14 protein-coding genes and 1 pseudogene are annotated in these 14,140 nt (G+C 68.8%); 5 read left to right on the top strand and 10 right to left on the bottom strand.

Translation table 11 applies throughout. From position 1 onward, the window contains the following. The first annotated feature begins 163 nt into the window (after window positions 1-163). Complete coding sequence (locus H521_RS0116380) at window positions 164-1,051, top strand: aminodeoxychorismate lyase (RefSeq protein WP_022894103.1); 888 nt, start codon at window positions 164-166, stop codon at window positions 1,049-1,051. A 27-nt stretch (window positions 1,052-1,078) separates the two neighbouring features. Here the strand turns inward: H521_RS0116380 and pstB are convergent, their stop codons facing one another. The 8 genes from pstB to H521_RS23900 all read right to left on the bottom strand — a co-directional run bounded on the left by pstB (window position 1,079) and on the right by H521_RS23900 (window position 10,091). Further along, window positions 1,079-1,858 (bottom strand): phosphate ABC transporter ATP-binding protein PstB, encoded by a 780-nt coding sequence (gene pstB / locus H521_RS0116375; RefSeq protein WP_022894102.1) that lies wholly within the window; start codon window positions 1,856-1,858, stop codon window positions 1,079-1,081. A 22-nt stretch (window positions 1,859-1,880) separates the two neighbouring features. Continuing rightward, window positions 1,881-2,975, bottom strand: a complete 1,095-nt coding sequence (gene pstA / locus H521_RS0116370) for a phosphate ABC transporter permease PstA (RefSeq protein ID WP_022894101.1) — start codon at window positions 2,973-2,975, stop codon at window positions 1,881-1,883. Further along, on the bottom strand, window positions 2,975-3,910 hold the full coding sequence (gene pstC, locus H521_RS0116365) for a phosphate ABC transporter permease subunit PstC (RefSeq protein WP_022894100.1): 936 nt from the start codon (window positions 3,908-3,910) through the stop codon (window positions 2,975-2,977). Before pstC ends, pstA begins: the two co-directional genes overlap by 1 nt. 91 nt (window positions 3,911-4,001) lie before the next feature. Next, window positions 4,002-5,093: a phosphate ABC transporter substrate-binding protein PstS gene (locus H521_RS0116360; protein ID WP_022894099.1), complete on the bottom strand. Its 1,092-nt coding sequence runs from the start codon at window positions 5,091-5,093 to the stop codon at window positions 4,002-4,004. A 164-nt stretch (window positions 5,094-5,257) separates the two neighbouring features. Continuing rightward, window positions 5,258-6,382 (bottom strand): epoxide hydrolase family protein, encoded by a 1,125-nt coding sequence (locus tag H521_RS0116355; protein ID WP_022894098.1) that lies wholly within the window; start codon window positions 6,380-6,382, stop codon window positions 5,258-5,260. 63 nt (window positions 6,383-6,445) lie between these two features. Beyond that, window positions 6,446-7,381: an NUDIX hydrolase gene (locus H521_RS0116350; RefSeq protein ID WP_022894097.1), complete on the bottom strand. Its 936-nt coding sequence runs from the start codon at window positions 7,379-7,381 to the stop codon at window positions 6,446-6,448. After that, window positions 7,378-9,570 (bottom strand): RNA degradosome polyphosphate kinase, encoded by a 2,193-nt coding sequence (locus H521_RS0116345; RefSeq protein ID WP_022894096.1) that lies wholly within the window; start codon window positions 9,568-9,570, stop codon window positions 7,378-7,380. The genes H521_RS0116350 and H521_RS0116345 overlap by 4 nt, the downstream gene beginning before the upstream one ends. 71 nt (window positions 9,571-9,641) lie before the next feature. Next, on the bottom strand, window positions 9,642-10,091 hold the full coding sequence (locus H521_RS23900) for a MarR family winged helix-turn-helix transcriptional regulator (protein WP_022894095.1): 450 nt from the start codon (window positions 10,089-10,091) through the stop codon (window positions 9,642-9,644). 104 nt (window positions 10,092-10,195) lie between these two features. Here H521_RS23900 and H521_RS0116335 point away from each other — a divergent pair, with 104 nt between their 5' ends. Beyond that, entirely contained in the window at window positions 10,196-10,708 is a 513-nt protein-coding gene (locus H521_RS0116335; RefSeq protein WP_022894094.1) for a thioredoxin domain-containing protein, read from the top strand. On the opposite strand, the gene H521_RS0116330 is transcribed toward H521_RS0116335, so the two are convergent. Then, window positions 10,709-11,398, bottom strand: a complete 690-nt coding sequence (locus H521_RS0116330; RefSeq protein WP_022894093.1) for a response regulator transcription factor — start codon at window positions 11,396-11,398, stop codon at window positions 10,709-10,711. Between the two features lie 77 nt (window positions 11,399-11,475). Here H521_RS0116330 and H521_RS0116325 point away from each other — a divergent pair, with 77 nt between their 5' ends. From H521_RS0116325 to ygfZ, 3 genes are all read left to right on the top strand, one after another. Then, window positions 11,476-11,790, top strand: a complete 315-nt coding sequence (locus H521_RS0116325; RefSeq protein WP_022894092.1) for a hypothetical protein — start codon at window positions 11,476-11,478, stop codon at window positions 11,788-11,790. A 155-nt stretch (window positions 11,791-11,945) separates the two neighbouring features. Further along, the gene (locus tag H521_RS0116315) at window positions 11,946-12,554 is read left to right on the top strand and encodes a nitrobindin family protein (protein WP_022894091.1); all 609 of its coding nucleotides are present in this window, start codon (window positions 11,946-11,948) and stop codon (window positions 12,552-12,554) included. A 3-nt stretch (window positions 12,555-12,557) separates the two neighbouring features. After that, window positions 12,558-13,718: a CAF17-like 4Fe-4S cluster assembly/insertion protein YgfZ gene (gene ygfZ, locus H521_RS0116310; protein ID WP_022894090.1), complete on the top strand. Its 1,161-nt coding sequence runs from the start codon at window positions 12,558-12,560 to the stop codon at window positions 13,716-13,718. Window positions 13,719-13,840: 122 nt separating this feature from the next. On the opposite strand, the pseudogene H521_RS26125 reads toward ygfZ, so the two are convergent. Continuing rightward, window positions 13,841-14,140, bottom strand: a pseudogene (locus H521_RS26125) (hypothetical protein); the annotation flags it as partial.

The following is a 14,140-nucleotide window of genomic DNA, read 5'->3' as shown; positions in this document are numbered from 1 at the left end:
CCGCAGTAACCCCGGGCTCCAATATTCGCCGCTCCGAGCGGCCTCGCGCCGAGAGGCGTTCTGCGGCCGGCCATTTCCGTCTCCCGACTCCGGCCGAGCTTGCCGATGCAGCGGATGCCTCGGGGCCGGCGGCCATCCCGCGGCATCCGCGTAGCATCGGTACATGCCCGACACCGTCACCCTGCTCATCGAACCCGTTCCCGCCGACGCCGTCGACTTCGACCTCGACGCCACGCTGCGCGAGGTCGACGCGGCAGCACCGGCACTGCGGGTCGGCGAACTGTCGACGCAACGCGGTGACGGCGTCTTCGAGACCCTCGCCGTCATCGACGGGCACGCGCAGGAGACTGGGCCGCACCTCGAGCGCCTGCGCAACTCGGCACTCATCTGCGAGTTGCCCGAGCCGAACCTCGCGCAGTGGCGTGCCGCGATCGACCGCGCCGTGAGCGCCCTGCCCGACGACGGCGAGTGGGCGTTGAAGCTCGTGCTCAGCCGCGGCGTCGAACACGGGCCGACGCCCACCGCCTGGCTGCACGCGGCGCGCGCCAACGACTTCACCGCCGTGCGCGAGCGCGGCGTCGCCGTGGTCACGCTCGACCGCGGCTACGCGCACGACGCCGCTGAGCAGGCTCCGTGGCTGCTGCTCGGTGCGAAGACGCTCAGTTACGCCACCAACATGGCCGCGCTCCGCGAAGCGCACCGCCGCGGGGCCGACGACACGATCTTCGTCTCCTCAGACGGCTTCGTCATGGAGGGGCCGACGTCGAGCGTCATCCTCCGCCATGGCGACGTCTACTCGACACCGGCACCATCGGGTGCCATCCTGCACGGCACCACGCAGCAGAGCCTCTTCGAGCACCTCGCGGCGACCGGTCGGGCAACCGAGTACCGCGACATCCCCGTCGCCGAGCTCCGCACGGCCGACGCGATCTGGCTCGTGTCGAGCGTGCGGCTCGCCGTCGGGGTCACCCGGCTCGACGGGACCTCCGTCGCCGTCGACGCCGCCGAGACGCGGGCGTTCAACGACTACCTGCGCTCACCCCGCGACTGAGCGGGGCGGGCCGGACCGGCGCCGGGATCAACCGAAGCGGCCCGAGACGTAGTCTTCGGTCGCCTGCACCGACGGGTTCGAGAAGATCGTCGTGGTGTCGTCGTACTCGATGAGGTTGCCCGGCTTGCCCGTGCCCGCGATGTTGAAGAAGGCTGTGCGGTCGCTGACCCGCGACGCCTGCTGCATGTTGTGCGTCACGATCACGATCGTGTACTTGAGCTTCAGTTCTTCGATGAGGTCTTCGATCGCGAGGGTCGAGATCGGGTCGAGCGCCGAGCACGGCTCGTCCATGAGGATGACCTCTGGCGAGACGGCGATCGCTCGCGCGATGCAGAGTCGCTGCTGCTGGCCGCCCGAGAGGCCGGAGCCCGGGCGGTCGAGGCGGTCCTTGACCTCGTTCCAGAGGTTCGCTCCGCGGAGCGAGCGCTCGACGAGCTCGTCGGCGTCGGACTTCGAGATGCGCTTGTTGTTGAGCTTCACGCCCGCGAGCACGTTCTCTTTGATCGACATCGTCGGGAACGGGTTCGGCCGCTGGAAGACCATGCCGACCTGACGACGCACGAGCACGGGGTCGACGTCGGGGTCGTAGAGGTTGTTGCCGTCGATGAGCACCTCGCCCTCGACGCGTGCCCCCGGGATCACCTCGTGCATGCGGTTCAGCGTGCGGAGGAAGGTCGACTTGCCGCAACCCGACGGCCCGATGAACGCGGTGACGCTGCGGGGCTCGATCGCGAGGTTCACGCCCTCGACGGCGAGGAACTTCGAGTAGTAGACGTTGAGGTCGCGGACCTCGATGCGCTTGGACACGGGTTTCCTTTGCTTGCGTGGGTCAGCGGCCGAACTTCGGCGCGAAGAATCGGGCGACGAGCCTCGCGATGAGGTTCAGCGCCATGACGATGAGGATGAGGGTGAGCGCGGCCGCCCATGCGCGGTCGAGGAACGCCTCGGGCGGGTTGCCCTGGTTGGCGTACTGCGTGTAGACGTACACCGGCAGCGACTGCATGCGGTCGGAGAAGAGGTTGTAGTTCACGCTCGCGGTGAAGCCGGCGGCGATGAGCAGCGGGGCGGTCTCGCCGATCACCCGGGCGATCGAGAGCATGATGCCCGTCGTGATGCCGGCGATCGACGTCGGCAGCACGACCTTGACGATCGTGAGCCACTTCGGCACACCGAGGGCGAAGGCTGCTTCACGCAGCTCGTTCGGAACGAGGCGGAGCATCTCTTCGCTCGAGCGCACGACGACCGGGATCATGAGCAGCGACAGCGCCACGGCGCCGGCGATGCCCGTGCGGGTGCCCGGGCCGAGGAAGATCGCGAACAGCGAGTAGGCGAAGAGCCCGGCGACGATCGAGGGGATACCCGTCATGACATCGACGAAGAAGGTGATGCCGCGGGCGAGACGGCCGCGGCCGTACTCGACGAGGTAGATCGAGGTCATGAGGCCGACCGGGATCGAGATGATCGCGGCGGCACCGGTGATGAACAGCGTGCCGATGATGGCGTGCAGCGCGCCGCCGCCCTCGCCCGTGACGTTGCGCATCGACATCGAGAAGAAATCGGCGTCGAAGCGAGCCGCGCCGAGCGTGATGACGGTGATCGCGAGCGAGACGAGCGGGATCATCGCCAACAGGAAGGCGCCGGTGACGAGCGCGGTGACCAGGCGGTCCATGGCGCGTCGGCGCCCCTCGACGAGGGTCGAGAACAGCCAGATCGAGGGAATGTAGAGCAGCGCTCCCACGAACAGTGCGCCGCCCCAGTTGAAGCCGGCACCCGTGCCGATCGAGACGACGCCGAAGACGGCGGCCGCGACGGCGATCGCGACGACGAGGATCGTCCACGGCGCCGACTTCGGCAGCCGGCCGGCGGTGAGCGAGTTGGAGATGGGAGCTGCGGCCTCGACGGGGCGCTCGGTTTGGACAGTCATCAGTTCGCTCCCGAGAATTCCTTGCGGCGGCTGACGATCCAGCGCGCGAACGCGTTGACCGCGAAGGTCACGATGAAGAGGATCAGGCCCGTCGCGATGAGCACGTTGACGTTGAGGCCGTATGCCTCGGGAAAGCTCAGCGCGATGTTCGCGGCGGTGGTGTTCGGGTTGATCGAGGTGATCAGCTGGAACGTGATGACCGGAGATGCGGAGAGCACCATGGCCACCGCCATCGTCTCGCCGAGCGCACGACCGAGGCCGAGCACGGATGCCGAGATGATGCCGGGGCGACCGAACGGCAGCACCGCGGTTCGGATCATCTCCCAGCGGGTGGCTCCGAGCGCCAGCGCGGCCTCTTCGTGCAGCACGGGTGTCTGCAGGAAGACCTCACGGCAGATCGCGGTCATGATGGGCAGTACCATCACGGCGAGCACGAGGGCCGCGGTGAGGATGGTGCGGCCGGTGGCCGACGGGGTGCCGCTGAAGAGCGGGATCCAGCCGAGGTTCTCGTTGAGCCAGGCGTAGGCGGTGACGAGGGCCGGCGCGAAGACGCCGATGCCCCAGAGGCCGAAGACGACCGACGGCACGGCGGCCAGCAGGTCGACGATGTATCCGAGCACAGAGGCGAGACGGCGGGGTGCGTAGTGCGAGATGAAGAGCGCGATGCCGATCGAGACCGGGAGCGCGACGACCAGTGCGAGCGCGGCCGCCCAGACCGTGCCGAAGAGCAGCGGGCCGACATAGGCCCAGAAGTTCGTCGTGAGGATCGAGGCCTCTTCGTTCGAGGCCGCCATCGCAGGCAGGCTCTGCACGACGAGGAAGATGGCCACCGCGGCGAGGGTGACGAGGATCATCGACCCCGCGAACACCGCGGAGCGGGAGAAGATGAGGTCGCCGACGCGGAGCTTCGCCTTGATCGGGGCCGTTACGGACATCTGGTGCGATCCTCGGGTTTCGTGTTCCGGATTCTGGAGACGCGATCGTGCCCGACCCCGTCGCTGACGATCGGGGTCGGGCACGAACCTACTACTTGATCGAGTCGATCGCAGCAGTGATCTTCTCGCGGAGCGTGTCCGAGATGGGCGCCGAGCCGGCGTCCGTCGCGGCGACTTCCTGGCCCTCGGGGCTCGCGATGTACGAAAGGTAGCCCTTGACGAGTTCGACGTTCGCCGGGTCCTCGTACTGGCCGCACGCGATGAGGTAGCTCACGAGCACGATCGGGTACACGCCGGCCTCTTCGGACGTGCGGTCGATCTCGATGGCGAGGTCGCCCTCTGCGCGGCCTTCGGCGAACGGCGAGGCGTCGACGATGGCGGCCGCGGCCTCGGGCGAGTACGGCACGAACTCGTCGCCGACCTGGATCGCGACGGTGCCGAGGTCACCGGCGCGCGAAGCGTCGGCGTAGCCGATGGTGCCGTTGCCGTTGGTCACGGCGTCGACGAGGCCCGAGGTGCCCTGGGCGGCTTCGCCACCCTCGAACGGCCACACGCCGTCGGCTTCCCAGGTCCAGACATCGGCAGCCGCTGCACCGAGGTACTCGGTGAAGTTCTCGGTGGTGCCCGAGTCGTCCGAGCGGTGCACGGGCGTGATCGCCAGGTCGGGGAGCGTCGCGTCGGGGTTCGTCGCGGCGATCGCCGGGTCGTTCCAGTTGGAGATCGTGCCGGCGAAGATGCCCGCCACGGTCGCTGCATCGAGGTCGAGCGAGTCGACACCCTCGACGTTGAAGATCACGGCGATCGGCGAGATGTAGAGCGGCAGCTCGACGAGGCTCGAGTCGGGCGCGCACTTCTTGAAGCCGCCGGCGGCGATCTCGTCGTCCTTGAACGCACGGTCGGAACCGGCGAAGTCGCTGGCGCCTTCGAGGAAGGTCTCGCGACCCGCACCCGATCCGGAGGGGTCGTAGTCGATGGTGACGTCGGGGTTCGCGGTCTGGAAACCGGCGATCCACGACTGCTGTGCGGCGTCCTGCGAGGAGGCGCCCGCGCCGACGAGGTTGCCCGCGAGCGTCGATGCCGACTCCGACGGCGCTCCGCCGCCTTCGTTCGAGGCACAGGAGCTGAGCGCGATCGCCGCCGTGACGGCGACAACGGCGGGCACGCCGAAACGCTTGAGATTCACGTGAATTCCCTTCCGGGGTTCGTATGCAGGGTGTGGGCCGGTGCCGACCCGCCTGCGACGCTAATGAGTGCGCCTTACGAGCTTCCGCCACGACGGTAAACAGCAGGTGAACGACCGCTGTCGCCCTGGCCTCGCGCCCGGTGGCGCCGGCACCAGTGCGCGACTCAGCGGAGCGAGTGGAAGAACTCGTGCAGATCCGCGGCGAGGAGATCGGGCTCCTCATGCGGTGCGAAGTGACCGCCTTGTGGCAACTCGGTGTATCGGACCACGTTGTAGGTGCGCTCCGCCCACTCACGTGGCGGGCGAGTCAGGTCGCGGGGGAAGACCGCCACGGCGGTCGGGACATCCACCCTGACGACACGTGTGGTCAGGCCCGCTGCGAACTCCCAATACGGTCGGAAGGAGGTGGAGATCGAGTTCGTGAACCAGTAGAGCGACGCCTGCGTCAGCAGGAAGTCGTCGCTGAACCGTGACGAGAGGTCACCGCCGCTGTCGCTCCAAGCACGATACTTCTCGATGATCCATGCCAGGAGGCCCGTCGGCGAGTCGGACAACGCGGGAGCGAGGCTGAGCGGCCGTGTCTGCTGCTCATGTTGGTAACCGCCTTCGGCAGCCACCCAGGCCTTCACTTCGTCCACGTAGGCACGCTCTCGTGCAGACAGTGCGGCATCGTCGACATCGGTGGGCGCCGCGACCGCAAGCAAGTGGATCCCGATCACCGACTCGGGGTGAGCCTGTGCCAGTCTCGAGGTGATTCCCGCGCCCAGATCGCCCCCGTGCGCTCCGTAGCGCTCGAATCCGAGCTCGTCGTGCATGAGGCGGTGCCAGAGTTCATGCGTCTGCTCTTCATGCGTTGCTCGCTGCGGCGAGAACGGGAAGCCGGGCAGCGCCGGAACGATGACGGTGAACGAGTCGGCCGCGTCGCCGCCGTAGCGAGATGGGGCGGCGAGCCGCCGGGCGAGTTCGACGAGCTCGAGCGCGGTGCTCGGCCAACCGTTCGTGAGGATCAGCGGCACCGCGCCGGTGCGCTCAGCGTCGAATCGCAGGTAGCGCACCGGGATCGCGTCGATCATCGCGACCGCCCAGGGCAAGTCGTTGATGGCCTGCTGCTGCGCATGCCAATCGAAACCGTCGGCCCAGTAGGCGGTCAGGCGCCGCAATTCGGTCTGCTCGGTGCCCGCCGCCCACCCGGTGCTCGGCCAATCAGGGGACCAGCGAGTGCGCAGCAGCCGGTCTCGCAGGTCGTCCAGTTCGTCGTGACGTACCTCGATCGCGACGTCGTCGGTCATATTCTGTTACTCCTCGGTGGATCTTTCGATCGGTCGACCGGGATCACGCGGCATGCGTCGCCGTCAGGCCCGCGGCGCGTGCGTCTCGATGGCGATGATGCCCGAACCGGGGCTCGTGGCCGAGAGGTGCACGACGCTGAACGCGCCGGCCTCGAGCCCCGCGGCATCCGTCACGTAGGAGCCCAGGGGAGTGCCGGTGGCAAGCGCCACCTCGCGCATGATCTCGGGCAGCACCGGGCCATGACTGCAGATGATCGCGCTCTTGCCCGATCGCACCCGCTTGCCCACGACGCGTCGCACCTCGTCGTCGCCCGATTCCCAGGCGTCTTGGCTGATGCCCGCTTCCCGTTTGATCTTGATGCCGCTCGCGGCTGCGAGCGGCGTCACGGTCGTGACGCACCGCACGGCCGGGCTCGACACGATGCGCTTCGGAGCCCAGGCCGCGAGCGTCGACACGAGGCCGGCGGCCTGCTCGACACCGCGCTCGGTGAGCGGCCGCGTGGCATCCGTGCCCTTCCAAGCGGAGCGGCCGACTGCCTTGCCGTGCCGCACGAGGGCGATCGCGAAGGTCGAGGTCACCGCCTGGTCGAGCAACTTCGCGAAGGCGTCGAGGATCTCGACGTCGGGCTCGTAGCTGAGATAGCCCCTGGCCCGCTTGACCGTGACCCACTCGAGGGCCGCGACCTCGGCGTTCGGCTTGAACGTCGACCGCTGCACGGCCCGCTCGCTCACCTCGGCGGCCCAGTAGTGCACGATCTTCTCACGGCCGCTCGGCAGCGGGTACCGGGAGACGCCGAGGGGCACGCCGAGCGCGACCGCCAGCCCGGTCTCTTCGGCGATCTCGCGCACTGCCGTCTGCGGCAGCGACTCGCCGGGGTCGACCTTGCCCTTGGGGATCGTCACGTCGCCGTAGACGGTGCGATGGATGACCAGCACGTGCACCTTGCCGTCGATGAGGCGCCAGCACACGGCACCGGCGGCGTAGACCGCGGTGGTCACCGCCTCGGTCCTGAGCGCGGGCGCTGCCCAGAACGCGTTCGCTGGCCGATCTGCTGCATGAGCCTATTCTGCAGGTCGTCGAGCGGATGCCCCGCGGCATCCACCGACTGCCTGGTCCACTCGCCGGAGCCGTCGAGCCACCACGCGCTCGTGGTCTCGGCCATGGCGAGGTCGAAGAGTTCGTCGATCTCGGTGAGGTGCGCGGGCTCGGCGAGCCGCACGAGGGCTTCGACTCGACGATCGAGGTTGCGGTGCATCATGTCGGCCGAGCCGATGAAGACCTGCGGGTCGCCGGCGTTGAGGAAGGAGAAGATGCGCGAGTGCTCGAGGTATCGGCCGAGGATCGAGCGCACCCGGATGTTCTCGCTGAGACCGGGGATGCCGGGCCGGAGGCTGCAGATGCCGCGCACCCACACGTCGACGGGAACCCCGGCGTTCGAGGCGCGGTAGAGCGCGTCGATGATCGCCTCGTCGACGATCGAGTTCATCTTGATGCGGATGCCGGAGGGGCGCCCCGCCTCGGCGTTGGCGATCTCGCCCGCGATGTGCTTCAGCAGCCCCTTGCGGAGGTGCAGCGGTGCCACGAGGAGCCGCTTGAACTTCTTCTCGATGGCGTAGCCCGAGAGCTCGTTGAAGAGGCGGGTGAGGTCTTTGCCGACCTGGTCGTCGGCGGTCAGCAGGCCGAGGTCTTCGTAGATGCGACTCGTCTTCGGGTTGTAGTTGCCCGTGCCGATGTGGCTGTAGTGGCGGAGGCCGCCTTTCTCCTGCCGGATCACGAGTGCGAGCTTGCAGTGGGTCTTCAGCCCGACGAGGCCGTAGACGACGTGCACGCCCGCCTTCTCGAGCTTGCGGGCCCACGAGATGTTCGCCTGCTCATCGAATCGAGCCTTGATCTCGACGAGCGCCAGCACCTGCTTGCCCGATTCGGCGGCGTCGATGAGCGCCTCGACGATGGGGCTGTCGCCCGAGGTGCGGTAGAGCGTCTGCTTGATGGCGAGCACGTCGGGGTCGGCCGCAGCCTGTTCGAGGAAGGCCTGCACGCTCGTGGCGAACGACTCGTAGGGGTGGTGCAGCAGCACATCTTGGCGCGAGATGGCCGAGAAGACGTCGGCCCTGAGGTTCGACTCGCTGGGCTGCAGTTGCAGGGCGGTCGTCGGCACGTGCGTCGGGTAGTGCAGCTCGGGCCGGTCGAGGCGCGAGAGGTCGAAGAGCCCGCCGAGGTCGAGCGGTGCGGGCAGGCGGAAGACCTCCTGCTCGGTGACGTCGAGTTCGCGCACGAGCAGGCCGAGGGTCACGTCGTCCATGTCGTCGGTGATCTCGAGCCGGATGGGCGGGCCGAAGCGCCGGCGCAGCAGTTCTTTCTCGAGCGCCTTGATGAGGTTCTCGGTCTCGTCCTCTTCGATCTCGACGTCTTCGTTGCGGGTGACGCGGAACACGTGGTGCTCGACGATCTCCATGCCGGGGAAGAGGTCGCCGAGGTGGTTGGCGATGAGGTCTTCGAGAGTGATGTAGCGGGCGTCTTCGATGGACTCGCCCGGGTCGACGCGCACGAACCGCGGCAGCATCTGCGGCACCTTGACGCGCGCGAACTCCTGACGCCCGGTGCGGCTGTTGCGCACGCGCACCGAGAGGTTGAGCGAGAGCCCGGAGATGTAGGGGAACGGGTGGGCCGGGTCGACCGCGAGCGGCATGAGCACCGGGAAGATCTGCTTGGAGAAGTAGCCGCGCAGGTGCGCATGCTCGTCGTCGCCGAGTTCGGCCCACGTGATGATGCGGATGCCCGACTCCGCGAGCGCCGGCTTGACGAGCTGCTGGTACGCCGCTGCGTGCCGCTCCTGCAGCTCGTGCGCCTTGGAGGACACGTCGGTCAGCACGTCGAGCGGCGAGCGGCCCACGTTCGTGGGAACGGCGAGCCCGGTGATGATGCGACGCTTGAGCCCGGCGACGCGAACCATGAAGAACTCGTCGAGGTTCGAGGCGAAGATCGCGAGGAAGTTCGCTCGCTCGAGCACCGGTACCCGCGGGTCTTCGGCGAGCTCGAGCACACGCTGGTTGAACGCGAGCCAGCTGAGTTCGCGATCGAGGTAGCGCTCTGCCGCGAGCTCGGGCGCGCCCTCGAGGTCGAACGGCTCGAAGTCATCGTCGAAGTCGCTCGCCGTACGGTCGTCGAGGATGCTGTCGGCGGTCATCCCCTCATCATGCCATTGGCCTGCGACGGGTCGATGAAGCCGGTGTCACGGGTGCATGACGGGCCGGCGAATCATTGCCCCGCGAGGTCGCGCAACTGCGCTCTGAGCGATTCGAGTCGCTCGGTGCCGAACCGCGCCTCCCACTGCGCCGTCAGCCGCCGCGACACGGCCGCCACGTCGCGGCAGAAGCGGGCACCGGCATCGGTGAGCTCGACGCGCACGGCTCGACGGTCGACGGCATCGGGTCGAGTGGTCACGTAGCCGATCTGCACGACCTCCTTCACGAGCGCCGCCATCGCCTGCCGGCTGATGCCAGCACGTTCGGCGAGCGTCGAGATGTTGGTGCCGGTCGCCTCGAGGCCCATGAAGACCGCGATGTGCGAGGCGCGCACGAGCGGGTGCCCCGTCGCGGCCACTTCGGAGAGCGCACGTCGAGTCATCGCGGATGCCGCGCCCGTGAGCAGCAGGCCGAGGTCGTCGTGCCGGAGTTCCGTGAATGCGTCGAGAGCGTCTTCATGCATGACTACGCAACCTCCTTGACAATGAACGCAACCACCCTGACAATATACGCAACCGGGTTGCGCAATCATGCGGTCCGGCTCGCCACGCGTCTCGAGGAGTCATTATGCCCCAGCCCATCGTTCCCGCCGTCGGTTCCGCGCTGCCCGACATCGCCCTGGTCGACGCGCGCGGCCTTCGCTCGACGCTCGCCGTGGTGCGCGACGGCCGGCGCGCGATCGTGTACTTCATGCGGTCGAGCACGTGCCCCGTCTGCCTCGCCCACGCCGGCGCGATCGAGCGACTGTTCGATGCCGGAGAAGTCGCGGATGCCGCGTTCGTGCTGATCCTCCCGGGCGGTGCCCGGCAGGCCGTCGTCACCGAGCGCAGCGTGCGCCGGGCGAGGGGCACGCGCGCCGAGGTCTGGGCGTCGGGCGCTGGGCACGACGACATCGGCCTCGGTCGATTCCTCGGCCTGCAGCACAGCGGAACCTTCGTCGTCGACGAGGAGGGCGTGCTGCTCGCCGTGCGCGCGAGAGCATTGCCGACCGGCAACTTCTCGCGGAACGAGGTCGTCACGGCCCTCACAAGGGCGACGGATGCCTCGGCGGAGCCGCAGTCGCGCGAATTGCACTCGTGACTAGCGGGCGACCGGGCTCTGCTCGCGGTCGTCTTCCTCGTGCACGTTGAAGCGGTAGCCGACGTTGCGCACGGTGCCGATCAGGCTGTCGAGGTCGCCCAGTTTCGCGCGCAGTCGCCGCACGTGCACGTCGACCGTGCGCGTGCCGCCGAAGTAGTCGTAGCCCCACACTTCGCTGAGCAACTGCTCACGGGTGAACACCCGCGACGGGTGGGCGGCGAGGAAGCGGAGCAGCTCGAACTCCTTGTACGTGAGGTCGAGCGTGCGGCCGTGCACCTTCGCCGAGTAGCTCGCCTCGTCGATCACGACGCCCGAGGTCTGGATGCGCTCGCTCGGCTGCGAGGACTGCGAGCGGCCGATGGCGAGCCGGATGCGCGCATCGAGCTCCGCCGGGCCGGCGTGCTCGAGCACGACGTCGTCGAGACCCCAATCGGGCGTGACGGCGGTGAGGCCGCCCTCGGTGACGATGAGGATCAGCGGCACCGAGAGGCCCGTGGTGCGGAGGATCTGCGAGAGGGCCTTCGCGCCGGCGAGATTGGTGCGGGCGTCGAGGAAGACGAGATCGGATTCGGGCGCTCTGACCAGCTGCTCAGGCGAAGCGGGAATGATCCGCGTTCGGTGAGTCAGGAGTGACAGAGCCGGAAGAACATCGTTGTTGGCCGCCGGCGACAAGATCAGCAGCTGCGCCACGCCACACCCTCCAGTAGTAAGGTGCGGTCAATACTACGGGACGCCGACGGGCGCTCCGCGACACGAACGGGGAGACGATGAATGCCGACGCGAACACGGGCAGCGGATGGCGCGGCATCGCGATCGTCTGGGCGATCGCACTCCTCGGTGCCGCCCTGGTCGTGACGCTCGCCTATTCGGGCACCGAGACCTGGTTGGGCGACACCTCGCGGCTCGGTGTCTTCGATGCGCTCGGCGTCGTGCTCGCGGCATCCGTCGTCGGTGCTCTCGTCGTGCAGTTCGCGACCCGACGGCCCGAGGGGTTCGTGCTGCGGACGAGCTGGAGCGTCGCCGGCGCCGCCGCCCTCGTGGCGCTCGCCGCACTCGCGGTGGCGCCCGTCACGGCGGCGTGAGGGCGATAGACTCGGATCATGTCTGAGCTGCTCGCCCTCGAACTCCTCTTCATCGGCTTGCTGGGTCTCGCGAGCCTTGCGATCGCCTGGGTCAGCGGCGTCGTCGTCTACAAGCTCTTCAAGGGCCAGCGCTAGGTGCCGGTGAAGGCGTGGCGATGATCGAGCTGCCCGTCGATCTCCCGGCAGAGCTCGTGCCGCTCTCCTGGCTCCTCGGCGTCTGGGAGGGGTCGGGCGTCATCGACTACAAGATCGGTGATGAGTCGGTCACGCACGAGTTCGGGCAGCGCCTGAGCTTCAGCCACGACGGCCTGCCGCACCTGAACTACACCTCGTACACCTGGCTCATCCCGGCGGACCCCGTGGGCGAGCCGACTCCGCTCGTCACCGAGACCGGCTACTGGCGGCTCGCCAGGCAGCGGGGCGAGGGCGACCAGGGCCCCGGCATGCTGCCCGCCCTCGGTGAGCCGCGATTCGCCGACGCCGATGCCGTCGAGACGCTGCGCAACGCCGACGGCGGCTTCGACATCGAGGTGTCCCTCGTGCACCCCGGCGGCGTCAGCGAGCTCTACCTCGGCGAGGTCAAGGGGCCGCGCATCGACCTCGCGACCGACGCGGTGATGCGCACGAGCGGCGCCAAAGACTATGCGGCGGCCACGCGCCTCTACGGCCTCGTCGACGCCCATCTGCTCTGGGCGTGGGACATCGCCGCGCTCGGCCAAGACCTACGCACCCACGCGTCGGCACGTCTCGCGAAGGTCGACTGACTCATGACCGCCTCACCGTTCCTCGCCCTCCCGGGCGCCGTTGCCGCAGAGGGCGTCGATGCCGGCGTCGCCGGCCACTACGGCAACCCCATCGTCGAGCAGCGGCACCTCGAACGCGGCGACGCGATCGTCGATCTCTCGAACCGCGGTGTCGTGACCGCCACCGGTCCGGATCGCCTGAGCTGGCTCCACTCGATGGCGAGCCAGGCCCTCGACCGCCTGCCCGCCGGCGAAGGCGCGGAGACCCTCCTGCTCGACGCCTCCGGTCGCGTCGAGCACGCGGCACACGTCATCGACGACGGCACCACCACCTGGCTCGTCGTCGAGGGCGACGAAGCCGCGCCGCTGGCGGCGTTCCTCGACCGCATGCGGTTCATGCTGCGCGTCGAGGTCGCCGATGCGAGTGCAGACGTCGCCGTGCTCGGTGCGATGTCGGTGGCGGCGCTCGATGCCGCAACGCCGGCCTTCGAGCCGGCCGGCGTCGCCCTCGACTGGGTCGACCCGTGGGCGCACCCGCGTCCGGGCGGCCACCAATACGCCCACGCGTCCGGCCACCCGGCGTCCGAATGGCACTGGATCGAGCGCATCGTGCCGCGCATCGCGCTCGCCGAGGCTGCGGCAGCGGTCGCATCCGGTCGCACCGAGGTCGCCGGCTCGCTCGCGTCCGAGGCCCTGCGGGTCGCGGCCTGGCGCCCGAGGCTTGCGACCGAGGTCGACGACCGCACCATTCCGCACGAGCTCGATTGGCTGCGCAGCGCCGTCGACCTCGGCAAGGGCTGCTACAAGGGTCAGGAGACGGTCGCGAAGGTGCTGAACCTCGGCCGCCCGCCGCGGCGACTCGTGCTGCTGCACCTCGACGGCAGCGACACGGTGCTGCCCGCTCCGGGCGACGAGGTCGTCGGCGAGAAGGTGCGACCCGAGCCCGCGTCGGGTGAAGCGCCCGAGCGCAAGGTCGTCGGCCACATCACGACCGCGGTCATGCACCACGAGCTCGGGCCGGTCGCGCTCGCCCTCGTCAAGCGAGCGGTTCCCGCCGACCTGCCGCTCATCGTGCAGAGCCATGGCATCGACGTCGCGGCGGCGCAGGTCGAGATCGTGCCCGCCGACTCCGGTGCCGCCGTCGACGTTCCGCGGCTCCCGCGGCTCGGCGTTCGCAAGCTCTGACGCGGTCGAGACGCTCGCTGCGCGCGCGCGAACTATTGTCGCGCGCGAAAGCTGCCGTAGCGCACGAAACGGGTGGGTGACGCGAATCTCGCGTCGCCCACCCGTTGGGTGTTCTGGGGTGGTTATTCGAAGAGGGAGAGGGTGAGGTTGGCGGTGTAGTCGCCGGGGGTGACGGTGGCGGGGGTGCGGAGGAAGAGGTCGGCGGTGGCGGTCCATTGGCCTTCGGTGGCGATCTCGCCGGAGTTGAAGGCCATGGCGAGCAGTTCCTGGTCGACGAGGCCGACGGCGTTGGGGCCGTCGTCGAGGATGGTGTCGACCTGGTCGCCTTCGGCGACTTGTCCGGATTCGCCGCCGTCGATGAGGTTCGGGGTCCAGCCCAGGTGGTCGGCGGTGATGGGCGCGAGTCCGGTGCCGGTGAAGTC

The sequence above is a fragment of the Agromyces subbeticus DSM 16689 genome (genome assembly GCF_000421565.1).
Taxonomy (GTDB): domain Bacteria; phylum Actinomycetota; class Actinomycetes; order Actinomycetales; family Microbacteriaceae; genus Agromyces; species Agromyces subbeticus.
Note: the sequence above shows the minus strand (reverse complement) of the source record. Positions and strands in the feature narration are given on the sequence as shown.